Raw genomic sequence first — 26,572 nt, forward strand, 5'->3', positions numbered from 1 at the left:
TACTCACATGGGTACGACGAAGGCGCGGCAACTGTCCACGGCGGAGGCGCGCAGAGGCGAGGTTCTGGCCACCGCGGCGAAGGTGTTCGCGGGGCGCGGGTACTACGGGACGTCCACGACGGAGGTCGCCAAGGGTGCCGGGATCTCGCAGTCGTATCTGTACCGGCTGTTCCCGGACAAGCAGGCGCTGTTCGTGGCCGTGGTCGAGGATGTCTCGCGGCTGATCCGTGAGCGGCTCGGCGAGTCGGTCGCGAAGGTGGGGAGCGCGGATCCGGCGGAGGTGCTGTATGCGATGGGGGATGAGTACGCCCGCCTGATCGCGGACCGCGAGGACCTGCTGAAAGTGCTGATGCACGCCAACTGTGCGGCCGGTGAGCCGGAGATCAGGGAGGCGGTGCAGGGGATGTACGCACGGCTCGTGGAGTATGTGCGGTCCGCCTCCGGGGCGCGGGATGACGAGGTGCAGGAGTTCTTCGCCAGGGGATTCCTGTGCAATGTGGCGGTCTCGATCGGTGCGCTCGAAGTGGACGCGCCGTGGACGAGGACGCTTCTGGCGGGCATCAGGCATTACTGAACGGTCGTAGCGCCGCCGCGGTGTCGCCGCGGAGGTCGTGGCGACACGAGAGGTCACGCATGCGTGGCCTTTCTTTCGAGGCAAAGTGTGAGTGATTGACCACTCTTTCTTCGGGTTGGAAACGGGCCAAGGACTTGGGGGTGTGATCGTGAGGGGACAGTGGCGGACAGGAGGGGTGGGGCGGGTGCCGCGTCCGGGCCGGGCGCCGGGGGTGGAGCAGGGCCCCGCTCTGGTGGCGCTGGCGACGGCTCAGTTCGTCGTCGTGCTCAGTACGTCCATCGTGAATGTGGCGCTGCCCGCCGTGTCAGGAGGACTCGGGCTGTCGGCCGGGGCGTTGGCGTGGGTGGTCAACGCCTACGTACTCGCCTTCGGCGCGCTGTTGCTGCCCGGTGGCCGGTGCGCGGATCTCTTCGGGCGGCGGCGGATGTTCGTGGCGGGGACGACGGTGTTCGCGCTCGCCTCGCTCGCCGCCGGTCTCGCTCCGAACGCCGCCGCGCTGATCGCCGCCCGCGCCGTCCAGGGCGTCGGTGCCGCGCTCCTCGCGCCCGCCGCGCTCGCGCTGGTCCTGCTGATCTTCCCGCCGGGCCCGAAGCCCGAGGGCGGCGCGGGCCTGACGCGCGGCGCTGCCCTGGGCGTGTGGGGTGCGGTGTCCGGGGCGGGCGGCGCGGCCGGGGTGATCCTCGGTGGCGTGCTCACCGAGTGGTACGGCTGGCGGGCGGTGTTCCTCGTCGTCGTACCGATCGCCGTCACCTCGCTCGGGGCGACCCTCCTGCTGGTCCCCGCCGACCGGCCGGCGGGTGGCGGCCTCGACCTGGTCGGCGCCCTCACCTCGACCGCGGGCCTGACGGCGCTCGTCTACGCGCTCACCGCCGAGCAGCCGCTCGCCGCCGCGGCGGGCCTCGCGCTCCTGGCCCTGTTCGCGGACCGCCAGCGCCGGGCCACGACCCCGCTCGTACCGCCGCGCCTGCTGCGCACCGGACGGGTGGCGGCGGCCAACCTGGCCATGACGCTGCTCGGCGCGGTGTGGGTCGGACTCTTCTACTTCTTGCCGCTGTACCAGCAACAAGTGCTCGGATACAGCGCGTTGGCGGCGGGCCTCACACAGCTTCCGCTCGCACTCACCGTCGTCGCCGCGTCCACCCTCGCGCCCCGCCTGCCCGGCCGCGCGGGCCTCGCCGCCGCGCTCACCGCCCTCACGCTCGGCCTCGGCCTGCTCGCCCTGGCCCGGACCGACGGCACCTTCGCCCTCGACCTGCTCGGACCCTCGGTCCTGGTCGGCGCGGGGCTCGGCGTCGCGTTCGTCCGGCTCACCACGCTGGCCACCGACGGGGTACCGGCCGCCGACTCCGGCCTCGCGGGCGGCCTCGTCAACACCACCCGGCAGATCGGCGGCGCTCTCGGCCTCGCCCTGCTGACCGCCCTCGCACCCACGGCGGGGGACTACCGCACCGCGTTCGCCACCACGGCCCTCATCGCCGTGCTCACGACGGCCGCGACACTCACCACGCTCACCAGCCCCGACCACCGCACAAGGAGGCACCCGTCATGACCAAGAAGCCCTACCTCACCGGCCACTACACGCCCGTCACCGACGAGACCACCGCCCACGGCCTGACCGTGCACGGCACCCTCCCGCCCGAGCTGAACGGCCGCTACTTCCGCAACGGCCACAACCCCAAGCCCGGCGTCACCCCGACCCACTGGTTCAAGGGCAGCGGAATGATCCACGGCGTCCGGCTGCGCGAGGGCCGCGCCGAGTGGTACCGCAACCGCTGGGTGCACACCCCGGCCCTGGACGGCGTGCCCTACCTGGGCGCCGACGGCACCCCGAACCTCCGCGCCAGCGACGCCGCCACCCACGTCATCGAGCACGCGGGCCGCATCCTCGCCCTCCAGGAGGCCAACCTCCCCTACGAGATGACGCCCGAGCTCGACACCGTCGGCGCCCACGACTTCGGCGGCCGCCTGAAGACGGCGATGACCGCGCACCCGAAGACCGACCCCGCAACTGGTGAGCTGCACTTCTTCGGGTACGGGCCGTTCCCGCCGCACCTGACGTACTACGTGGCCGACGCCAAGGGCGACATCGTGCGCAGCGAGGTCGTCGAGGGCGCGGGACCGTCCCTGGTGCACGACTTCGGCATCACCGAGCGGTACGTGGTGTGGCTGGACCTGCCCGTCGTCTTCAACGCCGAGGAGCACTCCGGCATCCCGTACCGCTGGAGCGACACGTACACGCCGCGGATCGGCGTGATGCCGCGCACCGGGCCCGCGACGGTGCGCTGGTTCGAGGTGGAGCCCGGTGTGCTCCTGCACGTCGCCAACGCGTACGAGGACGAACGCGGCCGTGTCGTACTGACCGGGCCGCGCTACGACCGCGGAGCCTGGGAGCAGACTTGGAAGTTCTGGATCGGGGCGCCCGGCCACGCGCCGCAGCCCATGGTCGGCGCGACGGGCCACCGCTGGATACTCGACCCGGCCACGGGCGTCGGCACCGAGGACCCCGTGGACGACCTCATCACCGAATTCCCCACCGTCAACGAGGACTTGACGGGCCGGTTCCACCGCTACAGCTACGCCGTGGCCTTCCCGGGACCGGACCTCGACGAGTACGCGATCGTCAAACACGACCACACCGCGGGCAGTCGCGACCTTGTCCCCATGGGACAGGGGCGAATGCCCGGCGAGGCCGTCTTCGTACCGGCCGACGGTGCCACCGGGGAGGACGAGGGCTATCTGCTCACCGTGGTCAGCGACCTCGTCAAGGACGCCTCGCAGCTGCTCGTCATCGACGCCTCCGCCCCGGGCACCGGGCCGCTCGCCGTCGTCGAGCTGCCGCGCCGGGTGCCGAGCGGAATCCACGGCTCCTGGATCGCGGACGCGGATGCCGATGCCGATGCCGACGCCCAGGCCCTTTCCGCCACCGGCGGTGCGGCATGATCAGCACCCGCCACGAGATCACCGTCGCCGCGCCCGTCGAGGTCGTCTGGCGGCTGCACACCGACATCGCCGCCTGGCCCCTGTGGCACAGCGGAGTCGAACGGGCCGAGACGTCGGGCGAGTTGGAGGTCGGCATGTCCTTCAGGTGGCTCACGCACGGCCTGGACATCACGTCCACGGTCACGGCGATCGAGGAGTACCGCTCCCTCACCTGGGGCGGCCCCACCTCCGGCATCGACGGCATGCACCGCTGGACCTTCGCGCCGACGCCCGACGGCGGGACGTCGGTGGTCACCGAGGAGTACTGGACCGGTGCCCCGGTCGACGCCGACCCCGACGGGATGCTGGCGCTGCTTGCCCAGTCCCTGGTCGACTGGCTGGCGGAGCTGAAGGAGGCCGTGGAGACGGTGGTGGCACGGGAGGAGACAGAGGGAGGGCCGAGCGGGGAGTAGGGGAGGCGGACGCCCGGGTGCCGCTGCCCGTCGCGTCCGTCGGCCTCCGCCCGCGACCTGGCCGCGTCCGGCTCCACCAGCCGTGCGCGGTCAGGCCGCGTCCGGCTCCACGCGTCGCCACGTCTGTACGGGGCCCGGGGCCGCCGCGTCGTCTGGTGTCACCCAGAACGCGCGTCCCGTCACCGGGTCCACCTGGGCGCCCGAGCGGCCGTCGCCGGACGAGCGGCCGGTGAGGCGGCGGCCGATCCACGGGCCGAGGTACTGCCGGGCGAAGCGGACGTCGCCGACGCGGCGGGTCATCCAGGCCGCGGGGACGGCGGGCGGCAGCGGGCTGTCCCAGTCGTCCTCCGGCCCGTGGCCGAGCGTCTGCCACACCGCCTCGGCGACCCGGCGGTGCCCCTCGTCCGTCAGGTGCAGCCGGTCCACGTCCCACAGCCGCTGGTCGGCGAGCGTCCGGGACCCGTACAGGTCGACCACGACGGCCCCGTGCCGTGCCGCGAGGTCGTCGACGTGGGCGAACAGCTCCTCCATGCGCGGGCGGAACCGTTCAAGGACCGCGCCCTGGCGTCCGGGGCTGCGCATCAGGACCAGCTGCTTGCACGCCGGGGCGAGGGTCTCCACGGCCTGCTCCAGGAGGCCGCGCACCCGCCTCATGTCGCACTTGGGCCGCAGCGTGTCGTTGAGGCCGCCGACCAGGGTGATCACGTCGGCGCCGAGCGTGGCCGCCATGGGCGCCTGGTCCGCGGCGATCTGCCCGATGAGCTTGCCGCGCACGGCGAGGTTGGCGTACCGGAAGCCCGGAGTGCGGGCCGCGAGCCGCTCGGCCAGCACATCGGCCCAGCCGCGGTAGCTGCCGTCGGGCAGCAGGTCGGACATGCCCTCGGTGAAGGAGTCGCCGACGGCGACGAGGCTCGTGTAGCGCGGATTGATCTGCATGGCGATGTGATGGTATCCCGGGGCCGACGCGCCCGCGCGGGCCCATCTGATCAGGAGATCCCTTCCCGCCAGTGGGCCTTCCCGCCGGTGAGCCTGCCCGTCAGCGGGCCCGCCCCGCCGCCGTGAAGCGCCCCGCCTGCTCACCCCGCAGCCGCCCCGCGGGCACCCGCCGCCCGTACGCCACGAGCAGCAGGTCCTGCGCGTCGCCGGCCAGCCGTGCCCCCGACCCCAAGGACCAGTCGGTGTCGTCGGCCCGCAGCTCCAGGCCGGTGAGGTCGGCGCCGAAGAACTTCGCGGACTTCGGTGTGACGTGGTCGAGGAGGATGCGGAGGCGGTCCTCCGGTACGCGGCGGGTGAGGCCGAGCGGCACGGTGATGTCGAGGCCGTGGACGACGTCGTGGCCGAGCGCGCTCGCGTAGCCGCCGACCGGCGGGGTCCACGGGTGGTCCGCGTGGTCCCGCAGGAACCCCGCGAGGTCGCGCGCGGAGAACGCCGCCGCGTCCGCGCGGGCCCGCCGGTCCGTCATGCGGTGCAGGCTTCCGCCCGCCCTGAGCAGCTCCCACAGGACGCGGGGGAGGGAATGGCGGAAGCCGAGCGACATATGGGCGGCGACTTCGCGCACCCGCCAGCCCGCGCACAGCGACGGCGCGTCCCACTGCTCGGGTGTCAGACCGTCGAGCAGGTCGGCCAGCTCCCGGCGTTCGGCGGCGATGGCGGTGCGGATGCCGCGGGTCGAGGTGTCCGGTGTGGTCGGTGAGTTCCCCTGTGAGTTCCCCATGAAGCCAAGATCGGCTCGTCGCCGCCATAAGTCCAAGAGCCAGTACGTCTCGTGGCTAGCATTCCGGGTTATGGAACTGCGTCAGCTCCGGTACTTCCTCACGGTCGTGGAGGAGGCCAACTTCACGCGTGCGGCGGCCGCGCTGCACGTGGCGCAGCCGGGGGTGAGCGCCCAGATCCGGCAGCTGGAGCGGGAGTTGGGGCAGCGGCTCCTCGACCGCTCGGGCCGGTCGGTGACCGTGACGGAGGCGGGTGCGGCCGTCCTGCCGTACGCGCGGGCGGCGTTGGCCGCCGTCGACGGGATACGGCAGACCGCCGACGAGTTCACCGGGCTGCTGCGGGGGCGCGTCACCATTGGCCTCGTGTCGGGCGCCGCCACGCACGAGTACGACGTCGCGTCGGTCCTCGCCGACTTCCACGACGCGCATCCGCACGTCGAGATGGCCCTCACCGAGGACACCTCGGACCGGATGCTGGCGGCCGTGCGCGAGGGGCGGCTCGACATCGCCCTGGCCGGTCTCGCCGACGAAACGCCGCCGCAGGGCGTCAGTTGGGAGGTCGTGATCGACGAACCCCTGGCGGCGCTGGTGGCGCCCGACGACCCGCTCGTGGCACGGGCCGGGCCGCCGCCCGACGGCGAGGGAGACGGGCGGGGCGAGGGCGACGGCAGCGGCGAGGTGGGCGCACTCGACGGGGTCGTCCCGCTGACGGCCCTCGCCGACCGCCCCTTGATCAGCCTGCCGCGCGGCACGGGGCTGCGGGCCGTGCTCGAACGAGCCTGTACGCGGGCGGGGTTCACGCCGCAGGTCGCGTTCGAGGCGGCCGCGCCGCAATTGCTGGTCCAGCTCGCGGCACGTGGCCTCGGCGTGGCCGTCTTCCCCGCGCCGGGCGCGCGGATCGCCGCGGCGGGGGGCCTGCGCGTGATCGGTTTCGAGGAGCCCTGTCCGCGCGGGCGGATCGGCCTCGCCTGGCGCACGGACGGCCCTGCGGGGCCCGCGGCCCGCGCGTTCCTGACGCGCTTGCGCGCCGCACTGCCCGTACTCGCGGAGACGCCCCCGGTACCCCCGGACGCGATCTGACTGCGCCCGGGTCCGACGACCCCCGCACTCCGGACCTGGGCCACCCCCACACCCAGGACCCGGGCCACCCCCACACCCCGGACCCAAGCCGCCCCCCCCGCACCCCCCACCACCCCCGAAGAAGCCCCCACCCCGCTCTCGACGCCGCTCCCCAACCAGCGGGAACATAGCGGTAGTTGAGGACTCACCAAACGGCTCCTCACTACCGGAGAGGGGTCCGTCATGTGGACCGCTGCCTTCTGGAAAGCCACCGCCGAGCGCGCGGTCCGCACCTTCGCGCAGGCCCTCGCCGCCGTTCTCGTCGCGGGGGCGACGAACCTCCTGGACGTGGCGTGGGGCGCCGCGCTCGGCACGGCCGGGATGGCCGCGCTGCTCGCCGTCCTGACCGCGGTCGGCTCCGCGAAGATCGGCCCGCCCGGACCCGGCCTCACCGAGGTCCCGGACGGCCGGGGACATCAGCCCGCCCACTGACCCGTCCGCGAACAGGCCGTTCCGGACAGCCGTACGACATCCGGCGCGGGACGAGCCGACTCATGGCACGCAGGCCCCAGGGCTCACGCGGGCTGACCGAACAACTCCCGCAGTACGTCCTCCATCGTGACCATCCCGGCCAGCCTGCCGTCCTCGCCGAGCACGGCCGCCACATGGGTGCGGCTGCCCCGCATGGCCGTCAGGACATCGTCGAGCGACGTGGTCTCCCGCACCCGGGCGATGGACCTCATGTCGCTCACCCGGAACGGCAGGTCGCGCGGGGACAGGTCGAGCGCGTCCTTCACATGGAGGTAGCCGACGATGCGGCGCCCCTCGTCGACGACGGGGAAACGCGAGAAACCGGTCCGCGAGGACAGCTGTTCCAACTGCTCGGGCGTGACGCCCACGCGCGCGTAGACGACGCGCTCCAGCGGAAGCACCACGTCCCGCACCGGACGGCGGCCCAGTTCGAGGGCGTCGTGCAGACGCTCCTGCGCGCGGTCGTCGATCAGCCCCGCGTCGCTGGAGTCCTGCACCAGGCGGGCCAGCTCGGCGTCCGAGAACGTCGCCGCGACCTCGTCCTTCGTCTCGACCCGCAGCAGCTTCAGGATCGCGTTGGCGAACGCGTTGATGGTGAACACCACCGGACGCACGGCCCGGGCGCACGCCACCAGCGGCGGCCCGAGCACCAGGGCGCTGCGCACCGGCTCGGCGAGCGCGATGTTCTTGGGGATCATCTCGCCGAGCAGCATGTGCAGATACGTCGCCACGGCCAGGGCGATGACGAACGAGATCGGGTGGACCAGGCCGTGCGGCACGCCCACCGCGTCGAACAGCGGCTCCAGGAGATGCGCGATCGCGGGCTCGGCGACGACACCGAGCACCAGGGTGCACAGCGTGATGCCGAGCTGCGCCGCCGCCATCAGCGCGGACACGTGCTTGAGGCCCCACATCACGCTCTTGGCGCGCCTGTCGCCCTCCTCGGCACGTGGCTCGATCTGGCTGCGGCGCACGGAGATCAGGGCGAATTCGGCGCCCACGAAGAAGGCGTTGACGACGAGCGTCGCCAGGCCGATCAGCAACTGGATGACGGTCATCGGTCGTCCTCCTCCGGTTCGTCGTCGGCGGGTTCGGCGGGCGCGTGCAGCAGGACCCGGGCGGCACGGCGGCCCGTGGCGTCCACGACGTCCAGGTGCCAGCCGGCGACCTCGACGCCGTCGCCCACGGCGGGGATGCGGCCCAGTTCGGTGGCGATCAGACCGGCGAGCGTCTCGTACGGGCCCTCCGGCACGCGCAGGCCCACGCGGGCGAGCTGGTCGGTGCGGGCCGCGCCGTCGGCCGAGTACAGCACCCGGCCGTCCTCGTCGGTCCCGGCCGGCGCCAGGTCGGGCGTCTCGTGCGGGTCGTGCTCGTCGTGCACCTCGCCGACGACTTCCTCGACGATGTCCTCCAGGGTCGCGACCCCGGCCGTGCCGCCGTACTCGTCGATGACCACGGCCATGGTGCGCCGGCCCGAGAGCCGGTCGAGGAGCCGGTCCACGGTCAGCGACTCCGGTACGAGCAGCGGCTCGCGCATCAGCTCGCTCACGGGGCGGCGCGCCCTCAGCTCGGCGGGCACGGCCAGGACGTTCTTGATGTGGACGACACCGACGACCGAGTCCAGGTTGCCGCGGTAGACCGGGAACCGGGACAGTCCGGTCGCGCGGGTGGCGTTGGCGACGTCCTCGCAGGTGGCGGCGACGTCCAGGGCGACGACCTGGACGCGCGGCGTCATCACGTTCTCCGCCGTGAGGTCGGCCAGGTTCAGCGTGCGCATGAACCGCTCGGCGGTCTCCGCCTCCAGGGCGCCCTCCTTCGCGGAGTGCCTGGCCAGGGCGAGCAGTTCCTTCGGGCCGCGCGCGGAGGCCAGCTCCTCGGTGGGTTCGAGACCGAAGCGGCGCACCGCGCGGTTCGCGGTGTTGTTCAGGTGCCGGATGAAGGGGCGGAACGCGGCGCTGAACACGCGCTGGGGCGTCGCCACCCGCTTGGCGATGGGCAGCGGCGAGGAGATCGCCCAGTTCTTCGGCACCAGCTCGCCGACGACCATCAGGAAGACGGTCGACAGGGCGGTGCCGAGGATGAGGGCGACGGTCGAGGACGCCGAGTCGGGGACGCCGACGGCGTTCAGCGGGCCCTCGATGAGGTCGCCGATCGCCGGTTTCGCGAGCATGCCGACCACCAGGCCGGTCACGGTGATGCCGAGCTGCGCGCCCGAGAGCTGGAAGGTGAGGTTCTTGACGGCCTTGAGGGCGCTGGCCGCGCCGCGCTCGCCGCGTTCGACGGCGCGCTCCAGGTCGCCGCGCTCGACGGTCGTGAGCGAGAACTCCGCCGCCACGAAGATTCCGCAGGCGAGCGAGAGCAGCACCGCCACGAGGAGCAGGAGCACTTCAGTCATCGGGTCACCTCCGTCCCATGATCGGCCAGGGAGGTGGTGAATGCGCGATGTGGGGTACTAGGAGGCTCGCCCATGGGCGGACGCTCACACCTTTCCGTAGGGATTTCGAGTGGTGAGCCCATGTTAAAGGATCGGCAAAACTCTGCGCTTCGCATCACTCGCTGTTATCGTGCCGTGCCGCAGAGGCGGCTGGCGCGGTCACTCCGCGAGCGGCTTGACCCAGCGGCTCCACTGCGGCTGCGGAGCATATCCGGCCGCGTGCCAGGCGTGGTGCGCCAGCTCGTTGCGGTTCAGGACCATGGCGTCCGCCCGCCGCCCGCCGAGCGCGACGAACCGCTCCTCGGCCGCGCGCAGCAGCGCCGAGCCGATCCCCGCCCGGCGGGCGTCGGGGTGCACGGCGAGCCGGTACAGGGACGCCCGCCAGCCGTCGAACCCGGCGATCACCGTGCCCACGAGATCCCCGTCCCGCTCGGCGAGCAGCAGCGCCCCGGGGTCCCGGGCGACCAGACGCTCCACGCCCGAGCGGTCGTCGCTGATGCTGGTGCCTTCCGCGGCCACCTTCCAGAAGGCGAGCACGGCGTCCAGGTCGTCGGGCGTCGCGGCCCGTATCCGTAGATCGGTCATGACGGCATCCCATCACCGGGCCGGGCGTCGGCGCGCGGAAATTTCACGATGCGGGATGCGGGATGGAGGATGAGGGATCCGGGGCTGCGGTCGGCGGCGCCACCTGCGGGTACGCCCGCGTCACTCGCCCCGCAGCTCCTCGATGACAGCTCCGAACGTCTCGTAGTACGGCTCGAGGACCGTGATGTACGAGAAGCCGTACCGCTCCCGCTGGGCACGCAGCTGGTCGGCGATCTGGCGGACCGTGCCGATGAGCAGGATCGGCACTTCGAGGGCGGCTTCGAGGGACAGATGGGGGATGTACTCGGCGACCTCGTGGCCCTTGGCGCGCCGGTCGTCGGTGATGTCCACCAGCTGGACCAGCAGGTTCAGCTCGGCGGGCGCTGATCGCGCGGCCGCGTGCCGCCGGTAGGAGGCGACCCGCTCGTCCATCTCCTCGGCCGTCAGATGGAGCATCTTGCCGCCCGTGTGACCCGGCACCGACCGTGCCCCGGTGAACGCGGCGATGTCCGCGTGCTCCGCCGTCAGCTTCAGCATCTTCTCGCCGTTGCCGCCGATGAGGAGCGGCGGGCGGGGCGTCTGGCGCGGCTTGGGCACGAACTCGGCCTCGGCGAAGTGCCGGTCGAGCGTCTCGACGGTGTGCCGCAGGTGGGCCACGCGCTCGCCGGGCGACCCCCACGGCAGTCCGGCCGCGTCGTGCTCGGCCCGCACATAGCCGGTGCCGAGGCCCAGTTCGAGGCGGCCGTCCGTGAGCAGGTCCGTGGTGGCCACCTCGCGGGCGAGCAGGGTCGGGTTCCAGAACCCGGCGTTGAGGACGAAGGTGCCCACCCGGGGCCGCTCGGTGGCTTCCGCGGCGGCGACGACGGCCGGGAACGGCGCGGCCATGCCCAGGTGGTCGGGCACGAGGATCACGTCGTAGCCGAGCTGTTCCGCCGTGCGGCACTTGGTCCGCCACTCCTCGCGCGGGCTCGGTTCGACCATGTTGACGCCGAAGCGGAAGGGCCGGTGGGGCATGAACTCTCCTTGCTGGTACGGGAGTGAGCGGGCAGGGACGCGACCGATTCCACCACCCGCCCGCTCCCGCGGGCCACCGCATTCCGGCCTGGCGCGAGCCGACACGCGCGAGGCCCCTGCACCGGCCCGCGCGTGACGGCCCCTCACTCGTGCGCGATCGCCTCGAGGACATTCATCCGCGACGCCCGCAGCGCGGGCAGCAGCGCCGCCACGATCCCGACCACCACCGACCCGATCACGACCGCCACCAGCGTCGACCACGGCACCGCGAACGCCTTGAGCCCCTGCAGCTCCAGGACCTGATGCATCGAGACGCCCCACACCAGGCCGAGCGCGAGACCGAGCACCGCGCCGAACACCGCGATCACCACCGACTCGAGGCGGATCATGCGCCGCAGCTGCCGTCGGGCCAGGCCGATCGCGCGCAGCAGCCCGATCTCACGGGTGCGCTCGACGACCGACAGGGCAAGGGTGTTGACCACGCCGAGCACGGCGATGACGATCGCGAGGCCGAGGAGGGCGTACACGAGATAGAGCATCACGGCGATCTGTTCGCGGATCAGCTTCTTGTAGTCCGCCTGGTCGCGCACCTGCACCTGCGGGTACGGGTCGAGCGCGGTGTCGAGCCGGTCCCGCAGCGCCTCCGCGTCCGTGCCGGGCGCGGTGTTGACGTAGACGGCGGAGTCCTGGCCGTCCGGCACGTACTTCTCCAGCGTGCCGAGCCCCATGAAGAGCCCGCCCTGCATACCGGGGCCCTCGGGACCCTCGTTGTCGGTGAGCGCGGCCACCGTCAGCTCCACCTTGCGCTCGCCGGGGAACTCCACGGGCAGCACCGAACCGACGCGCACGTCATGGTCCTTGGCGTAGCCCCGGTCCATCGCGAGCCGGTCGGGGGCCAGGGCCCGCGCCGAACTCCCTTGCGCGTACGTGGTCTTCACGACCTCGTCGAGCTGCTTGCCGAAGCCGGCGGCCGTCGTCTCCACGGTCTTGCCGTCCGGCATCCGCAGCTTCAGGGGAGTGAAGCGGCTGCGGACGACGGTCCCGGCGCCGTCGGTCGCCTCCACCTTCTTCGTGACCTCCGTCGGGAACGGCATGAACGCGCTGTTCTGCACGACGAAGTCCGCGCCGAGGGTCTTGTCGATCTGGTCGTCGAACGACTTGGTCATGGAGGAGCTGGCCACGGAGAGGCCGCCGACCAGGGCGAGTCCGACCATGAGCGCGGCCGCGGTGGCGCCGGTGCGGCGGGGGTTGCGCAGGGCGTTGCGCTGGCTCATCCGGCCCACGGAGCCATAGACGGCGGGGAAGGCGCCGCCGAGCACCCGGATCACCGGCCGCACCAGGAGCGGACCCGCGATGACCGTGGCGAGGAGGCTGAGGACCACCCCGAGCCCGAGCAGCGAGGCCGACGTGGCGGTGTCCGAGGAGGTCGCGCACCCCACGAGCGCCGCCGCGCCGCCCGCCGCCACGACCGAGCCCACGATGGCCCGCACCCGCAACGGCCGTCCCACGCCCGCGATCTCGGCGTCGGCCAGCGCGGCCATCGGGGAGACCTGCGCGGCCCGGCGCGCCGGGAGGTACGCCGCGAGGAAGGTGACGCCCACCCCGACGACGTACGACGCGACGGGCGTCGGCCAGGCGATCACCATGTCCGTGGACTTCAGGTTCATGCCGAACAGGCCCATCAGCTCGATGAGTCCGGCGGCGAGCCCGATCCCGGCGGCGAGCCCGAGGGTGGAGCCGACCACGCCGAGCAGCACCGCCTCGATGAGCACGGAGCGGCGCACCTGCCTGCGGTCGGCGCCGAGCGCGCGAAGGAGACCCAGCTCACGGGTGCGCTGCGCGATGAGCATGGAGAAGGTGTTGACGATCAGGAAGATGCCGACCAGGACGGCGACCCCGGCGAAGCCGAGCATCACGTACTTGATGACGTCCAGGAATCCGCCCAGCTCGGAGGCGGCGGACTCGGCCTGTTCGTCGGCGGTCTCCAGGTCGTAGCGGCCGCCCAGGTCGGCGGCGACGCGGCGCTTGAGCTCGGTGTCGCTGACGCCCGTCGCGGCGTCGACGGAGATGCTGGTCGCGGCGTTCTTGTCGCCGAGCAGCTTGGCCTGCGCGGTCGGGGTGTCCAGGAAGACGAGCGCGGCACCGGGGTTGGTGGTCGTGAACGTGACGATGCCGACGACCTTCGTCTCGAACGAGCCGGGCGCGGCGAGGATCTTGAGGGTGTCCCCGATCTCCACGTCCTTCTTGTCGGCCGTGTCCGCGTCGATCATCGCTTCCCCGGCGGCGCGCGGCGCCCGGCCCGAGGTGATCTCCACGGGGGAGCGCTCGGTCTCGTACCAGTTGCCGGCGACGGTGGGCGCGCCGGTGGTGGGGCCGACGGGGTCGTTGTCGCGGTCGACGACCGTGATGTTATCCACGGTCGCGTCGACGTGCGTGGCCGCGACGCCGTCGACCTTCGCGACCCGCTCGGCGAGGTCGGCGGGCACCGTCGGGGTCCGTCCGGTCGGCACGCTCTCGTCGAGGTCGTCCTTGGGCCCGACGGAGAGGTCGGCGGACGTGGACGCGAAGAGCCGGTCGAAGGTGCGGGCGACCGTGTCCGAGAAGATGAGGCTGCCCGCGACGAACGCCACGGAGAGGATCACGGCGAGCGCGGACAGGGCGAGCCTGCCCTTGTGCGCGAGGAAGCTGCGGAGGGTGGCCTTCAGCACGGGTGCCGCCTCAGTCCTGGGGGGACGGGTCGTCTCGGGTGGGTTTCGCCAGGGGGTCGGCCGGGGGCGCGGGGGCGGCGGGGCCGGAGGGTCCGGCGGCGTCCGGCGTCCCCTCGGCGGTGTCCGTGGCCGCGCCCAGGACGTCGAACCGCTTCATCCGCTCCAGGACGCCCTCCGCCGTGGGCCGGGCCATCTCGTCCACGATCCGGCCGTCCGCGAGGAAGAGCACCAGGTCGGAGTGGCCCGCGGCGCTCGGGTCGTGCGTCACCATCACCACCGTCTGGCCCAGCGAGTCCACCGCCTCGCGCAGGAACCCGAGGACTTCGAGCCCGGCCCGCGAGTCGAGGTTGCCGGTCGGCTCGTCGGCGAAGATCAACTCGGGGCGGGAGGCCAGCGCCCGCGCGCACGCCACGCGCTGCTGCTGGCCGCCGGAGAGCTGTGCGGGCCGGTGCCGAAGACGGTCGCGCAGGCCGAGCGTGTCGATGACGTGTTCAAGCCACTCGGGGTCGGGGCGCTGGCCCGCGATGTCCATGGGCAGGGTGATGTTCTCGCGCGCGTTCAGTGTCGGGATGAGGTTGAACGACTGGAACATGAAGCCGATCCGGTCCCGCCTCAGCCGCGTCAGCTCCCGGTCCTTGAGCCCGGTGATCTCGGTGTCGCCGAGCCACACCTGGCCCGCCGAGACCGAGTCGAGCCCGGCCAGCGTGTGCATCAGCGTCGACTTGCCGGAACCGGACGGCCCCATCACGGCGGTGAACCGCTGCCGCGCGATGTCCACGTCGACCGCGTCCAGGGCGAGCACGGCGGTCTCACCCGAGCCGTACGCCTTCGTGAGTCCGCGGGCGCGGGCCGCGACGCCGGAGGGCTCGGCGCGCTCCGTGTGCGGTGTCGAAGCAGGTGTGGACAAGGCCGCCTCCCCGGTTGTGGCCGTCCCAACTCGCGTATGCCAGCAGAGAGTAAAGGGTCGGAGCGGGCGGCTGGTATCCCTCGCAGGTCGATGAGTGAGGCGTATGTAAGGGGCACCTGGTCGCCCGGCCCGGCACCTCTTGCCGGTGCTAGCGGATCGGCGCTAGCTTGTGGACATGGCGAAGACTCAGCTGAACGTGCGGGTGGACGAGGACACCGCCCGGGCCGCGCGCGAACGCGCCATGGCCCGCGGCGTGAGCGTGAACCGCTATATCGAAGAGCTGGTCAAACAGGACGCGGGCGAGCTCGGCCACACGTTCGTGGAGGCCGCCGCCGACTTCATGAAGCAGTACGAGACCGTCTTCGCCGAGGAGTTCGGCGCGGAGCGCGAGGGCCGTCGCTGACCCTTGAACCTCAGAATCGACCTCGCCTGGCTCCTGATGGTCGCCGAGCACAAGACGCCCGGTGATCCACAAGTGACCGACTGGGGCGCCCTGGTGGCCGCCGTGGCCCGCCACCACGCGGAGATCTTCGGCGTTCCCGTCTACGAGGGCCCGCACGACCGCGCCGCCGCCCTGCTCCAGCTCCTGCTGCACCTGCCCGCCCTCGAACGCTCCAACGCCCTCTTCGCCTCGTCGGTCGCCTACGCCTACCTCGTCGCCAGCGGCGTGAAGGTCGTGACCTCGCCCGAGCAGGTGCGGGATCTGGCCCGTCTGATCAAGGAGGACGGAGCGAGCGTGCACGACATAGCGCGTGAGCTGCGGCAGTGGAGCCTGTGACCGCTTGGGGTCGGCCGCTGCGGTGACCGGGGCGTGGTCCGGCCCGGCGCGCGGTGCGACAGCGCGCTCCGAGTCGCGCAGGGTGAGTGTGCCGATGAGTTCTGGCCCGTACGCCGGTCAGCATGAGGCAACCGGTCGCGACCACCAGGAGGACCACGCCATGCCCGCCACCATCCAGCCGATGCTGATCACCCCCGACCTGGAGCGCCTCGTCGCCTTCTACACGGGACTCCTCGGCGCCGAGGAGACGGACCGCGTGCCGGACGAGGGCCCCGTTTTCTTCCTGAACCTGCGGGTCAAGGACTCCGACCTCGGCATCGTCGCCGACAAGAGCGTCGAGCCGGGCACCCCCCAGCGCTCGCTCCTGAGCGTGACCGTGGACGACGTCGACGAACTCCTCGCACGCGTCCAAGCCCTCGGCGGCACGGTGCTCGGCCCCGCCAACGACATGCCGTGGGGCCAACGCGTCGCCCACATCAAGGACCCCGACGGCAACGCGGTGAATCTCGCGCAGCCGATCTGAGGAGGACGGCGCTTGCGGTACGAGGAAGGCGGCGGCGTCGGTCAGCCCGCCGCCTCGTCCTCCGCGGGGCGGCGTGCCGAGCCCAGGAAGCAGTACGACGTGGGGAACCTCGGGCCGCGCGCGGGCACCACGATCCGGCGGTACGTCCCCACCTCGAACCCGGCCGCACGCAGCGCGCCCACCGGGTCCCTGCCGACGTGGCAGCCGCCGAACAGGCGCGGCCACACCGTGCGGTCCAGGACGCGCTGCGCCGTCGCCATCGCGCCGCCCGGAGCCCGGCCGTGCTCGAAGAACCTCAGCTCACCGCCAGGACGCAGCACCCGGCGCAGCTCCCCGAGCGCCCTCGGCAGGTCCCGCACGCTGCACAGCACCAGCGACGCGACGGCGAAGTCGAACGCCTCGCTCTTGACCGGCAGCGCCTCCGCGGCGCCCGGCACCACGTCCACGGGGACGTCCGCGCGCATCGCCGCCGACACGGCAAGGCGGCGCAGGACGCTCTCCGGCTCGATCGCGACCACCTCGGCGACGGTGGTCGGGTAGTGCGCGAAGTTCAGGCCGTTGCCCGCGCCCACCTCGATGCCCCGACCCTCGACGCCCCGCAGGAGTTCCTTGCGGTGCGGGGCGATGGCCGGTTCCGCGGAGACGCTGAGGCGGGCGTAGAAGCGGGCGAAGAGGGGGTGGTGGACCGCGTCTCGCGGGGCGGGACGGGCGGAGGGCGGGGGCATGGTGCCTCCAAGGGTGGGTGGGGGGTTCTTCCCCAATCCCGCCCCTTCCCGAAACTGGGGCCCGCGCCCCAGGCCCCCGGGCCCGGGACTCCCCGCACCGGCGCCGGGGCGGGCCCCGATCGCGCTGCGCGCTCGTCCTCAAGCGCCGGACGGGCTGATTTCTGCCGGGGCGGGCCCTGATCGTGCTGCGTGCTCGTCCTCAAGCGCCGGACGGGCTTGAGTCAGGTCCGGCTGTCGTGTGCGGGATCGGTTCGGCGTCACGCCGTGGGACGGAACCGATCCCGCACCCGGCCTACCCCTTGGACTCAGCGCCCGGACCCGCCCAGCTCCCGCCCAACCCGGATCCCAGCCAACCCCCGGCCGCCGCGCGGAACTCCGGGCCCGGCAGGGCGCCCGCCCCCTCGGGGATCGAGCCGAGCAGGGGTGCCCCCGACACGTCGGCCAGTTCGGCCAGGTTGCAGCGAGAGGCCAGGTCAGGGGCGGTGGGCCAGCTGCCGATGACGATGCCCTCGGGGGTGAGGCCCCGGGCTCGTAGGGCCTCGGTGGTGAGCGTGGCCATGTTGAGGGTGCCGAGGCCCGCGGCGGCCACGACCAGGACGGGGGCGGCGAGGAGCCGGGCCGCGTCCGCGAGGGTCGTCCCCGCCTCGTCGAAGCGGACGAGCAGCCCCCCGGCCCCCTCGATCAGGACCAGGTCGTGCGAGGCCGCGAGCTTCTCCGCGGCCTCGGCCACCTGGGCGGGCGAGACCGTCGGCAGCCCCGCTCGGCGCGCCGCCGTCGAGGGCGCGAGGGGCTCGGGGAAGCGCGCCAGCTCCACCGGGGTCACCCGGTCACCCGCGAGCCGAAGCACCTCGTCGACGTCACCCGGGTCCCCGGGGCCGACCCCGGTCTGGGCCGGCTTGAGGACGGCGACGCTGCGCCCGGCCGCGAGGGCCACCGCGGCCACGGCCGCCGTCGTCACGGTCTTGCCGATCTCCGTGCCCGTACCGGACACCACCAGGACGCTCACGCCGAGACCTCCCCGCTCGCCTGTGCCGCCGCGCACACCGCACGGCCGATCTGCGCCACGTCCGCGTCGCCCGTGACGAAGGGCGGCATCGTGTAGATGAGGTCGCGGAACGGCCGCACCCACACGCCCTCCCGCACCACGGCCCGCGTCGCCGCTTCCATGTCGACCTGGTGGTCGAGCTGTACGACACCGAGCGCGCCGAGGACCCGTACGTCACGGACGAAGGGCAGCTCGGCGGCCGGGGCGAGCGCCGCCCGCAGGCCCGTCTCGACGCGCTTGACGTCCGTCTGCCAGTCCTTGCCGAGCAGCAGGTCGATGGAGGCGTTGGCGACCGCCGCGGCGAGCGGATTGCCCATGAACGTCGGCCCGTGCGCGAGCACCGGCACCTCGCCCCGCGCGATGCCCGCCGCGACCCGCGCCGTGCACAGCGTCGCCGCCATCGTCAGATAGCCGCCGGTCATGGACTTGCCGAGGCACATCACATCCGGTGTGACGCCCGCGTGGTCCGCCGCGAACAGCGCGCCCGTGCGGCCGAAGCCCGTCGCGATCTCGTCGAAGACGAGCAGCACGTCGTGCGCGTCGCACGCCTCGCGCAGCGCGCGCAGATAGCGAGGGGAGTGGAAGCGCATGCCGCCCGCGCCCTGCACCACCGGCTCGACGATGACGCCCGCGAGCTCGTGGGCGTGCTGTCCGATCACGTCGTGCAGATGCTGCGCGTACGCCTCGTCGTAGGTGTCGAAGCCCGCCGGGGGCTGGTCCGCGAACACCTGCTGGGGGAGCACGCCCTGCCAGAGGCTGTGCATGCCGCCGTCGGGGTCGCACACGGCCATCGGCTGCCAGGTGTCGCCGTGGTAGCCGCCGCGCCAGGTCAGCATCCGGTGCTTCTCGGGCCTGCCGAGGGAGACCCAGTGCTGGAGGCACATCTTGACCGCGACCTCGACGGCCACCGAACCGGAGTCGGAGAGGAAGACGTGCTCGAGGCCGTCCGGCGTGAGGTCGACAAGTCGCTTCGCGAGCCGGACGGCGGGCTCGTGCGTGAGTCCGCCGAACATGACATGGCTCATGCTGTCCAACTGCTCGCGCACCGCGTCGTTGAGGACGGGGTGGTTGTAGCCGTGGATCGCCGACCACCACGACGACATGCCGTCAACCAGCTCGCCGACGCCCGCGACACGCAGCCGCACTCCGCTCGCGGACTCCACGACCAGCGGGTCGTGGCGGCCGGGCATCGGCCCGTAGGGGTGCCAGACGTGCGCGCGGTCGAGGTCGAGGATCTCCTTGACGTCCAGGCCGGACGCCGTGCCCGCGTCAGGCATTGGGCGCCACGTCCGTTCCGGCGCCGCGGCGGCGTACCGTCACCAGATCCGTGCGCGGCCCCGGCGCGGCGGGCGCCTCGGCGTTCGCGGCGGGCTTCGCGGCCCCGGCGGGAGCCTCGTCGGCGGTGTCGGCGGTGGCGGCGGTGTCCTGTGAGCCGCAGACCGAGCCGCACCCACCGCCCCTGCGGTGCTCCGGCAGCGTCACTTGGTCCGTGGTCTCCACCTCGAACCCGGCGTCCGCGATCATCTCCAGGTCGGCCTTGCCCGCCTGGCCCTCGCTGGTCAGGTAGTCGCCGAGGAAGATCGAGTTGGCGAGGTGCAGGGCGAGCGGCTGGAGCGTGCGCAGATGCAGCTCACGGCCGCCCGCGATGCGGACCTCGATGTCCGGGCAGACGAACCGGACCATGGCGAGGATGCGCAGGCAGCGCTGCGGGGTGAGGTTCCACTCCTTGGCGAGCGGGGTGCCCTCGAAGGGGATCAGGAAGTTCACCGGCACGGAGTCCGCGTCGAGCTCGCGCAGCGCGAACACCACGTCGACCAGGTCCTCGTCCGTCTCGCCCATGCCCGAGATCAGGCCCGAGCAGGCGGAGAGCCCGGCCGCGTGCGCCTTCTGCACCGTGTCGACACGGTCGGCGTAGGTGTGCGTCTTGGTGATGTCGCCGTACGTCGCCTCGGACGTATTGAGGTTGTGGTTGTAGGCGTCCGCGCCCGCGCCGCGCAGGCGCTCCGCCTGGCCGTCGGAGAGCAGTCCGAGGCAGGCGCAGACCTCGACGCCCTCGTTCTGCTCCTTGATCGTCTTGATGGTGTCGGAGACCCGGTCGACGTCCCGGTCCGTGGGCCCCCGCCCGCTCGCCACCAGGCAGACCCGCTTGGCGCCCCCGGCGAGCCCGGCCGCCGCGGCCTTGGAGGCCTCGTCCGGCTTCAGCCAGGTGTATTTGAGGATCCCGGTCTCCGCGCCGAGCCGCTGCGAGCAGTACGAGCAGTCCTCCGGGCACAGACCCGACTTGAGGTTGACCAGATAGTTGAGTTTCACCCGTCGGCCGAACCAGTGGCGCCGTACCTTTCCGGCCGCCGCCACCACGTCGAGCAGGTCCTCGTCGGAGGTCGCGAGCACCGCAAGCGCCTCGTCACGGCTCGGCAGTTCCCGCCGAAGCCCCTTGTCCACCAGCGTGTTGAGCAGATCCATGGCGCCGATCCTGACGCACGCCGGAGTTTCTGACCATGGAGATTCCGTACAACAGAAGCATCGGGAGGTGTGGGTATTGCCACACCATGGCCCGGTGGTGCGGCCGCTAGGGTCTGTGCACTGTCTACAAACACCCCCGGTCCGTACGTTCCGTCCGAGCACGGCACGTACGTCGACCCGTGACGCCCCGGAGGTCCCATGGCTGGCTCGCCGTTCGACTGGATCGACGAGCAGGCGCGGCTGCGTGCACAGGCGGGCCTGGTGCGCACGCTGCGCCCGCGCCCGGCCGAATCCCATCTGCTCGACCTCGCGGGAAACGACTATCTGGGACTGACCCGTCACCCGGAGGTCACCGCCGCGGCCGCGACCGCGGCCCGGCGCTGGGGCGCGGGCGCCACGGGCTCCCGCCTGGTGACGGGCACCACCGAACTGCACGCCGAACTGGAGCGTGAGCTGGCCGACTTCTGCGGCTTCGAGGCGGCCCTGGTGCTGTCCTCCGGCTACGCGGCGAACCTCGCCGCGGTCACCGCGCTCGCCCCGCACGGCTCGCTGATCGTGTCCGACGCGGGCAACCACGCCTCCCTGATCGACGGCTGCCGCCTCGCCCGGGGCACGACGCAGGTGGTGCCGCACGCCGACCCGGCCGCGGTGCGCAAGGCGCTCGGCACCCACGAGGGGCCCGCGGTCGTGGTGACCGACTCGGTGTTCTCCGTCGACGGGGACGCGACGCCGCTGTCCGAGCTCGCCGCCGTCTGCCGCGAGGCCGGGGCGGGCCTGCTCGTCGACGACGCGCACGGGCTCGGGGTGCTCGGGGACGGCGGCCGTGGCGCGCCGCACGCCGCCGGGCTCGCGGGGAGCGCCGACACCGTGGTCACGGTCACCCTGTCGAAGTCGCTCGGCAGCCAGGGCGGGGCCGTGCTCGGCCCGGCCAAGGTCATCGCACACCTGGTCAACGCGGCCCGGACCCTCATCTTCGACACCGGGCTCGCCCCGGCCGCCGCCGGTTCGGCGCTCGCCGCCCTGCGCCTGCTGCGCCGGGAGCCGGAACGGGCCGCCCGCGCGCGTGCGGTGGCCACGACGCTGCACGAACTCCTGACGCGGGAAGGGCTTTCGGCGGTACGTCCTGACGCCGCCGTCGTCTCCGTGCGCGCGCCGTCGCCGGAGGCCGCTGTGCGCTGGGCGGCGGACTGCCGCCGCGAGGGCCTGGCTGTGGGCTGTTTCCGCCCGCCGTCGGTTCCCGACGGCGTCTCACGGTTGCGGCTGACCGCACGGGCCGACCTGAGCGACGCACAGGTCGCCGAGGCCGTCGCCACGATCAGCCGCACCGCACCCTGACTCCTGAGATCTGGCACCTGAGACCTGGGTCCAGGGTCCGGCGCTCTCACCCGGGCTTCACCGAAGGGCGTCGATGAAGTCCTCCCAGGCGGCAGGGGAGAAGAGCACGGCTGGACCCGCCGCGTCCTTCGAGTCGCGCACGGCGAACAGACCGGCGAGCGGTCCCGAACCGAGCGGCGCTGTCTCCACGCAGTTGTTCATTCCATTGCTGCGGCTGCTGCGCCGCCACCGCGCGTCCCTGAGAGACGCGCTGGAGGGAACGGACCGAGGCAGTGCAGTCATGGTGCCTCCTTACGCGCCGTCACCTAACCCGGCGATGAAATCCATTGAATCCTGAACGGAAAGCGCCTGTCCCTGAAGGGAGTTGAAGGCGTCGGTGTACGCCCGAAGGTCTTCTTTCCGTTCGAGGTAGAGGCTACTCGTCAAGTGGTCGAGAACAACCACATCCAGATCAGAAATGTTCGGAAAGGAGAGAATAACGAAAGGCCCGATGAGCCCGACGTGCTCACCGGAGACGAACGGCAACACCTGGATGCGCACTTGAGGAAGCCGCGCCGCCTCCAGGAGCCGCCGCAACTGCCCGGCGAGGACCTCGGGACCGCCGATCTGGCGCCTGAGCACCGCCTCGTCGAGGATCACGCTCAGTCGCAGCGGCGGCTCGCTGCGCAGCACGTCCTGACGCGCTAGGCGCACCTGCACCAGGGCCCTCACCTGTTCCTCGGGCAGCCCGCCGAGCGCGGCACGTGTCACTGCGAGGGCGTAGTCAGGCGTCTGCAGCAGGCCGGGGACCACGGTGGTCTCCAGCGTGCGCACCCGGCAGGCCTGTGACTCCAGACTGATGAAGTCGCGGTACGCCGGGGGCAGCAGACCGCGGTAGGCGTGCCACCAATGGTGCCGCCCGTTCTCGTCCTCCCCGCCCGCGAGCACGACCAACAGCTCGCGCAGCTGCGGATCGTCGACCTCGTAAGCCTCAAGGAGCAGCCGCACGTCCGAGGCGCGCACCCCGGAGCGCCCGGTCTCGATGCGGCTCACCTTCGACTGGTGCCAGCCCACCCTGGCGGCGGCCTCGCCGCTGGTGAGTCCGGCCTGCCCGCGCAGCGCGCGCAACTCCGCACCGAGCTTGCGGCGCCGCACCGCGGGACCGTACTGCATGTCCGTCTCCTTCCGGACGTCCGCGCCAACCGTACGGGACAGCGGGAGACTGTAGAGGAAGCGCCAGTGTTGCGCCCAAATACGGTCTGCCGTCGCAGAGTTCACCGCTTCGAGCGACAGATATATGCACATCTCGGTGGATCGCCGCGCGTCACCGGCCCAGGAGTGGCACTCTGGCGCGAAGCACCAGTTCCGGGACTGTCCTCGAGTTCTTCCGCCACGAGTCGGAGTCCGGTCCCGGTGGGAAAGGGACAGTGTCGCCATGGCAGACCACCAGGAAGTATCAGTCACTCTGCCGAGCGATCCTGTCTCGGTCGCGGCCGCCCGCAGGTACGTGGCGGACACCTTGTCGGAGTGGGGCCTACCGGCCGACGCCGACGTCGCCGACACGGTGCGGCTCATCGTCTCCGAACTCGCCACGAACGCCGTCCAGCACACCCTCGGCCAGTCGCCGACGTTCACCGTGGACGTGCAGCTCGACCGCGACGAGCGGCTGCGCATCGGCGTCACGGACAGCCACCCGCGCTTCCCCCGCCGCCTGCCCGCCGCCGTCCAGCAGGACAACGGCCGGGGCATGGTCATCATCCGCTGGCTCACCGCCGAGTGCGGCGGCAGACTCTCGGTCTGCCCGACGGCGGAGGGCGGCAAGACGGTCTGGATCACCCTGCCGTGGTCGGTGCCGGTCCAGAGTTGACGCCGTGCCTCAGCCGGCCGAGCGGCCGAACGTCCCCCGCAGCAGCGCACGGAACGTGTCCGCGGCCGGGCTCGACTCGTCGGTGCGGTGGCAGACCCAGATGGTGCGCCGCAGGTCACCCGGTTCCAACGGCCGGACGCCGACCGGGGTCGCCGCCGTCCGGGCCACCATCTCCGGCACCACCGCGGCACCGAGACCCGCGCTGACCATCGCGCACACCAGCGCGTAGTCCGGCGTCTGAACGAGCACCGCGGGCGCCGCCCCCGCCCGCGCGAGCGCCGCCTCCACACCCTGCCGCGGCGGATGCGCCGGCGCCATGCTGATCAGGGGCTGACCGGAGAGCTCGGCGAGCGGAAGCCGCCCGGTGCCCGCCGTCAGCGCGTGCCCCGGCGCCGTCACGAGCACCAACTCCTCGACGAGGACCGGCTCCAGGGTCACGGACGCGGGCGGCGCGGGCAGCTCCGCGGGTTCGTACGTGTGCGTCAGGGCCACGTCGGCGTCGCCCGCCGCCACCGCGGCCACACCCAGCGGCGGTTCGTAGCCGGTGACCGTCAGCTCGACGTCCGGATGTGCCCGGCGGAACGCGGTGAGGGCGGGCGGCAGCAGATGGATGCCCGCCGTCGTGAACGTGGCGACCCGCAGGCGCCCGCCCGACAAGCCCACGAACTGCGCCAGCTCGTGCCGGGCCAGCTCCATCTCGTCCAGGACACGGCGGGCGCGCGCCAGGAGCAACTCGCCCGCGCCGGTGAGCCGCGCGCCCCGGTGGTGCCGCACGAGCAGTGCCGCCCCCGCCTCCCGCTCCAGCTTGGCGAGCTGCTGGGAGAGCGCGGGCACCGTGTAGCCGAGCCGTTCGGCTGCGCGGGTGATGGAACCGGCTTCGGAGACCGCCACGAGCGCCGCGAGCCGCGTCGGGTCGTACATGCCGTGCCTCTTCCTGTGGCCGTGGCCCGCGTCCTGCCGCGGTCCCGCCGTGGTACGCAGCCGCCGTCGTCCCGGCCTTCCGGGACCGCCGCCGGATCCTACCGGCAGCCCAGCCTAAACAGATGCTTAAGGCAGACGCAGAAGATCCTATATACCTGCTGAAGGCCGCCGCGCGGCAGAGTGGCCGTCATGGACGCTCAACTGGTCGCCTTCACCGGCGTCGCCGCAGGCATGGTCGCCGTGCCCGGCGCCGACTTCACCGTCGTCGTACGCAACGCCCTCGCCTCCCGCCGCGCCGGAGTGCTCTGCGCGCTCGGCATCGCGGCGGGCCTCCTCGTGCACACGGCGCTCGCCGTCGCCGGGGTCGCGGCCGTCCTCGCGGCGGTGCCCGCGCTGTTCCGCACGCTGCAGGTGGTGGGCGGTGGCTATGTGCTGTATCTGGGGGTGCGGGCGCTGTGGTCGGCGGTGCGGTGGGAGGCGGCGGGCGGACGGCTGTCGGGGCCGCAAGGGCCGGAGGGATCTGGGGGATCTGCGGATACTGAGAGATCTGTGGGGGAGGAGGACGTGCGGGCGGCGACTGGTGGGCGTGGCGGCGGTCTGCGCGAGGGCTTCCTCACCAACGCCCTCAACCCCAAGGCGTCCCTGACGTTCCTGAGCGTGCTGCCTCAGTTCGTGCCCGAGGGGAGCCCCGCGATGCCGCGCACGTTGCTGCTCGCCACGATCGTCGTGGCCTTCGCGTTGCTGTGGTTCCCGGCTGTCGCGCTCCTGGTGGACCGGCTCGGCCGCTGGCTGCGGGAACCCCGGGCGGCCAGGGCGATCGAGGGCGGCACCGGGGTGGCGCTCACGGCGCTGGGCCTGGCGCTCCTCGCGGAACCGCTGTTCACGTAGCCCGGTCAGCCGGACCGTCTGGTCGCTGCCGTCGCGCGACCGCCCACGGCAGCAGCCCCCACAGGCCACCGCACACCAGCAGCGTGGCCGCGGCGGCGAAGCAGGCGCCGGTGCGGCTCGCCGCCACGTCCACGACGAGCAGGACCGAACCGGTGAGCGCGAGGACCAGGACGGCGAGTCCGGCCCCGGCGAGCCGGGACGACACCTTGACGATGACCGGCTTCGCGCCGCGTTGGAACAGCCCCCGGTGCAACGCGGCGGGTGCGGTGAACAGCGCGGCCGCGAGGACGGCGAGCAGCAGCGTGGTCACGTAGGTGGCGCGCTGGAGGGAGTCGAGCGAGGGGAACCGGGGTGTGAAGGCGAGCGTGAGCAGAAACGCGAAGAGGAGCTGCACGCCGGTCTGGGTGACCCTCAGCTCCTGCAGGATTTCGACGAAGTTGCGGTCGGCGCGTTCCAGCCGGGTCTCGTTGCGGCCGTCGTCGCGGCCTCGGCTGTGGTCGTGCGCGGCGGTGCCCGCTGACGGGGGGCCGTCGCCTGGGGCGTTCTGGTGCATGCACTACGAGTATCCCGGGCCGACGCAAACCACTCCTCGCGTCGGCCCGGTGACGCCCGGACGGCGCTGCCTGCCCGAAGACAGCGCCGTCCGGGCGCCCAGGTCAGCGGACCCGGCCGTACCAGACGCTGTTCGTCCAGATCTTCTCCAGGCGGACCACCGTGCCCCGCTTCGGGGCGTGCCAGATCTTGTTCTTACCGGCGTAGATGCCGACGTGGTAGACGTTCCGACCGGAGTGGAAGAACACCAGGTCACCGCGGGTGCGGTTGCTCTTGGAGACATGGCGGGTCTTGTTGTACTGCTGCGCGGCGGTTCGCGGCAGCTTCTTGCCCACGCGCTTGTACGAGTAGAGCGTGAGTCCCGAGCAGTCGAACCGGTGCGGCCCCACGGCTCCGTAGCCGTACGGAGAGCCCTTCTTGGAAGCCGCGATCTTGAGCGCCTTCGTCCCGTGTGTGGCGGCCTCGGCCTCGGAGACGAGCCCGGGGGCCACGATGGTGCCGCCCACGGCGGCGAGCGTGAGAGCCGATGCCGTTCCGGCCCTCGTCAGCAACGACGGAACACGATTCAGCGCAGTCATGC

29 protein-coding genes are annotated in these 26,572 nt (G+C 72.5%); 12 read left to right on the forward strand and 17 right to left on the reverse strand.

What is annotated here, in order from left to right; translation table 11 throughout:
* The first annotated feature begins 7 nt into the window (after positions 1-7).
* The 4 genes from ACFVHO_RS25620 to ACFVHO_RS25635 all read left to right on the forward strand — a co-directional run bounded on the left by ACFVHO_RS25620 (position 8) and on the right by ACFVHO_RS25635 (position 3,966).
* On the forward strand, positions 8-574 hold the full coding sequence (locus ACFVHO_RS25620) for a TetR/AcrR family transcriptional regulator (RefSeq protein ID WP_385718984.1): 567 nt from the start codon (positions 8-10) through the stop codon (positions 572-574).
* Positions 575-758: 184 nt separating this feature from the next.
* Positions 759-2,123 (forward strand): MFS transporter, encoded by a 1,365-nt coding sequence (locus ACFVHO_RS25625; protein WP_385718987.1) that lies wholly within the window; start codon positions 759-761, stop codon positions 2,121-2,123.
* Positions 2,120-3,514, forward strand: coding sequence for a carotenoid oxygenase family protein (locus ACFVHO_RS25630; protein WP_385718990.1), 1,395 nt, complete (start codon positions 2,120-2,122; stop codon positions 3,512-3,514). Before ACFVHO_RS25625 ends, ACFVHO_RS25630 begins: the two co-directional genes overlap by 4 nt.
* Positions 3,511-3,966, forward strand: a complete 456-nt coding sequence (locus ACFVHO_RS25635; protein WP_385718993.1) for an SRPBCC family protein — start codon at positions 3,511-3,513, stop codon at positions 3,964-3,966. The genes ACFVHO_RS25630 and ACFVHO_RS25635 overlap by 4 nt, the downstream gene beginning before the upstream one ends.
* Positions 3,967-4,056: 90 nt before the next feature.
* Here ACFVHO_RS25635 and ACFVHO_RS25640 read toward each other — a convergent pair whose 3' ends face one another.
* Both ACFVHO_RS25640 and ACFVHO_RS25645 read right to left on the reverse strand, forming a co-directional pair.
* Positions 4,057-4,902 (reverse strand): SGNH/GDSL hydrolase family protein, encoded by an 846-nt coding sequence (locus ACFVHO_RS25640; RefSeq protein ID WP_385718995.1) that lies wholly within the window; start codon positions 4,900-4,902, stop codon positions 4,057-4,059.
* A 100-nt stretch (positions 4,903-5,002) separates the two neighbouring features.
* A complete protein-coding gene (locus ACFVHO_RS25645; protein WP_385718998.1) occupies positions 5,003-5,680 on the reverse strand; it encodes a maleylpyruvate isomerase family mycothiol-dependent enzyme in 678 nt (225 codons plus the stop codon).
* 70 nt (positions 5,681-5,750) lie between these two features.
* On the opposite strand from ACFVHO_RS25645, the gene ACFVHO_RS25650 reads away from it, so the two are divergent.
* Positions 5,751-6,758, forward strand: coding sequence for a LysR family transcriptional regulator (locus ACFVHO_RS25650; protein WP_385719001.1), 1,008 nt, complete (start codon positions 5,751-5,753; stop codon positions 6,756-6,758).
* A gap of 222 nt (positions 6,759-6,980) precedes the next feature.
* Positions 6,981-7,229 (forward strand): holin, encoded by a 249-nt coding sequence (locus ACFVHO_RS25655; RefSeq protein WP_385719004.1) that lies wholly within the window; start codon positions 6,981-6,983, stop codon positions 7,227-7,229.
* 83 nt (positions 7,230-7,312) lie between these two features.
* Here ACFVHO_RS25655 and ACFVHO_RS25660 read toward each other — a convergent pair whose 3' ends face one another.
* The 6 genes from ACFVHO_RS25660 to ACFVHO_RS25685 all read right to left on the reverse strand — a co-directional run bounded on the left by ACFVHO_RS25660 (position 7,313) and on the right by ACFVHO_RS25685 (position 14,916).
* On the reverse strand, positions 7,313-8,326 hold the full coding sequence (locus tag ACFVHO_RS25660) for a hemolysin family protein (protein ID WP_385719006.1): 1,014 nt from the start codon (positions 8,324-8,326) through the stop codon (positions 7,313-7,315).
* Positions 8,323-9,663, reverse strand: a complete 1,341-nt coding sequence (locus ACFVHO_RS25665) for a hemolysin family protein (RefSeq protein WP_385719009.1) — start codon at positions 9,661-9,663, stop codon at positions 8,323-8,325. The genes ACFVHO_RS25660 and ACFVHO_RS25665 overlap by 4 nt, the downstream gene beginning before the upstream one ends.
* Before the next feature lie 198 nt (positions 9,664-9,861).
* Positions 9,862-10,287 (reverse strand): GNAT family N-acetyltransferase, encoded by a 426-nt coding sequence (locus tag ACFVHO_RS25670; protein ID WP_385719012.1) that lies wholly within the window; start codon positions 10,285-10,287, stop codon positions 9,862-9,864.
* Between the two features lie 120 nt (positions 10,288-10,407).
* Positions 10,408-11,301: an LLM class F420-dependent oxidoreductase gene (locus ACFVHO_RS25675; RefSeq protein ID WP_385719015.1), complete on the reverse strand. Its 894-nt coding sequence runs from the start codon at positions 11,299-11,301 to the stop codon at positions 10,408-10,410.
* 143 nt (positions 11,302-11,444) lie between these two features.
* The gene (locus tag ACFVHO_RS25680; protein WP_385719018.1) at positions 11,445-14,009 is read right to left on the reverse strand and encodes an ABC transporter permease; all 2,565 of its coding nucleotides are present in this window, start codon (positions 14,007-14,009) and stop codon (positions 11,445-11,447) included.
* Positions 14,010-14,019: 10 nt separating this feature from the next.
* A complete protein-coding gene (locus tag ACFVHO_RS25685) occupies positions 14,020-14,916 on the reverse strand; it encodes an ABC transporter ATP-binding protein (protein ID WP_385719021.1) in 897 nt (298 codons plus the stop codon).
* Positions 14,917-15,091: 175 nt separating this feature from the next.
* On the opposite strand from ACFVHO_RS25685, the gene ACFVHO_RS25690 reads away from it, so the two are divergent.
* The 3 genes from ACFVHO_RS25690 to ACFVHO_RS25700 all read left to right on the forward strand — a co-directional run bounded on the left by ACFVHO_RS25690 (position 15,092) and on the right by ACFVHO_RS25700 (position 16,217).
* Positions 15,092-15,319 carry a toxin-antitoxin system HicB family antitoxin gene (locus ACFVHO_RS25690; protein ID WP_030358728.1) on the forward strand — a complete coding sequence of 76 codons (228 nt, stop codon included), beginning with the start codon at positions 15,092-15,094 and terminating at the stop codon, positions 15,317-15,319.
* 36 nt (positions 15,320-15,355) lie between these two features.
* Positions 15,356-15,694: a hypothetical protein gene (locus ACFVHO_RS25695; RefSeq protein WP_063750494.1), complete on the forward strand. Its 339-nt coding sequence runs from the start codon at positions 15,356-15,358 to the stop codon at positions 15,692-15,694.
* 160 nt (positions 15,695-15,854) lie between these two features.
* A complete protein-coding gene (locus ACFVHO_RS25700) occupies positions 15,855-16,217 on the forward strand; it encodes a VOC family protein (protein WP_385719023.1) in 363 nt (120 codons plus the stop codon).
* A 41-nt stretch (positions 16,218-16,258) separates the two neighbouring features.
* On the opposite strand, the gene ACFVHO_RS25705 is transcribed toward ACFVHO_RS25700, so the two are convergent.
* The 4 genes from ACFVHO_RS25705 to bioB all read right to left on the reverse strand — a co-directional run bounded on the left by ACFVHO_RS25705 (position 16,259) and on the right by bioB (position 20,450).
* Positions 16,259-16,942 carry a class I SAM-dependent methyltransferase gene (locus tag ACFVHO_RS25705; protein ID WP_385719026.1) on the reverse strand — a complete coding sequence of 228 codons (684 nt, stop codon included), beginning with the start codon at positions 16,940-16,942 and terminating at the stop codon, positions 16,259-16,261.
* A gap of 292 nt (positions 16,943-17,234) precedes the next feature.
* Positions 17,235-17,948: a dethiobiotin synthase gene (bioD, locus tag ACFVHO_RS25710; protein ID WP_385719029.1), complete on the reverse strand. Its 714-nt coding sequence runs from the start codon at positions 17,946-17,948 to the stop codon at positions 17,235-17,237.
* Positions 17,945-19,264 carry an adenosylmethionine--8-amino-7-oxononanoate transaminase gene (locus ACFVHO_RS25715; RefSeq protein WP_385719032.1) on the reverse strand — a complete coding sequence of 440 codons (1,320 nt, stop codon included), beginning with the start codon at positions 19,262-19,264 and terminating at the stop codon, positions 17,945-17,947. The genes bioD and ACFVHO_RS25715 overlap by 4 nt, the downstream gene beginning before the upstream one ends.
* Entirely contained in the window at positions 19,257-20,450 is a 1,194-nt protein-coding gene (gene bioB / locus ACFVHO_RS25720) for a biotin synthase BioB (RefSeq protein WP_385719034.1), read from the reverse strand. Before bioB ends, ACFVHO_RS25715 begins: the two co-directional genes overlap by 8 nt.
* Before the next feature lie 198 nt (positions 20,451-20,648).
* Here bioB and ACFVHO_RS25725 point away from each other — a divergent pair, with 198 nt between their 5' ends.
* On the forward strand, positions 20,649-21,785 hold the full coding sequence (locus ACFVHO_RS25725) for an 8-amino-7-oxononanoate synthase (RefSeq protein WP_385719037.1): 1,137 nt from the start codon (positions 20,649-20,651) through the stop codon (positions 21,783-21,785).
* Positions 21,786-21,842: 57 nt separating this feature from the next.
* On the opposite strand, the gene ACFVHO_RS25730 is transcribed toward ACFVHO_RS25725, so the two are convergent.
* Together ACFVHO_RS25730 and ACFVHO_RS25735 are read right to left on the reverse strand one after the other, a co-directional pair.
* The gene (locus ACFVHO_RS25730) at positions 21,843-22,067 is read right to left on the reverse strand and encodes a DUF397 domain-containing protein (protein ID WP_385719039.1); all 225 of its coding nucleotides are present in this window, start codon (positions 22,065-22,067) and stop codon (positions 21,843-21,845) included.
* 9 nt (positions 22,068-22,076) lie between these two features.
* Positions 22,077-22,937, reverse strand: a complete 861-nt coding sequence (locus ACFVHO_RS25735; RefSeq protein WP_385719042.1) for a helix-turn-helix domain-containing protein — start codon at positions 22,935-22,937, stop codon at positions 22,077-22,079.
* A gap of 262 nt (positions 22,938-23,199) precedes the next feature.
* Here ACFVHO_RS25735 and ACFVHO_RS25740 point away from each other — a divergent pair, with 262 nt between their 5' ends.
* A complete protein-coding gene (locus ACFVHO_RS25740; RefSeq protein ID WP_190114833.1) occupies positions 23,200-23,631 on the forward strand; it encodes an ATP-binding protein in 432 nt (143 codons plus the stop codon).
* 9 nt (positions 23,632-23,640) lie between these two features.
* On the opposite strand, the gene ACFVHO_RS25745 is transcribed toward ACFVHO_RS25740, so the two are convergent.
* Positions 23,641-24,552 carry a LysR family transcriptional regulator gene (locus tag ACFVHO_RS25745; RefSeq protein ID WP_385719045.1) on the reverse strand — a complete coding sequence of 304 codons (912 nt, stop codon included), beginning with the start codon at positions 24,550-24,552 and terminating at the stop codon, positions 23,641-23,643.
* A gap of 189 nt (positions 24,553-24,741) precedes the next feature.
* Here ACFVHO_RS25745 and ACFVHO_RS25750 point away from each other — a divergent pair, with 189 nt between their 5' ends.
* A complete protein-coding gene (locus ACFVHO_RS25750; RefSeq protein WP_385719048.1) occupies positions 24,742-25,440 on the forward strand; it encodes a LysE family translocator in 699 nt (232 codons plus the stop codon).
* Here the strand turns inward: ACFVHO_RS25750 and ACFVHO_RS25755 are convergent.
* Both ACFVHO_RS25755 and ACFVHO_RS25760 read right to left on the reverse strand, forming a co-directional pair.
* Positions 25,433-25,993: a DUF6328 family protein gene (locus tag ACFVHO_RS25755; RefSeq protein WP_385719050.1), complete on the reverse strand. Its 561-nt coding sequence runs from the start codon at positions 25,991-25,993 to the stop codon at positions 25,433-25,435. The two genes, ACFVHO_RS25750 and ACFVHO_RS25755, sit on opposite strands and share 8 nt — an antisense overlap.
* A 103-nt stretch (positions 25,994-26,096) precedes the next feature.
* Complete coding sequence (locus tag ACFVHO_RS25760) at positions 26,097-26,570, reverse strand: C40 family peptidase (protein ID WP_385719052.1); 474 nt, start codon at positions 26,568-26,570, stop codon at positions 26,097-26,099.
* Positions 26,571-26,572: the final 2 nt, after the last annotated feature.

Origin of the sequence: Streptomyces sp. NPDC127108 (assembly GCF_042677545.1) — a bacterium.
Classification (GTDB): domain Bacteria; phylum Actinomycetota; class Actinomycetes; order Streptomycetales; family Streptomycetaceae; genus Streptomyces.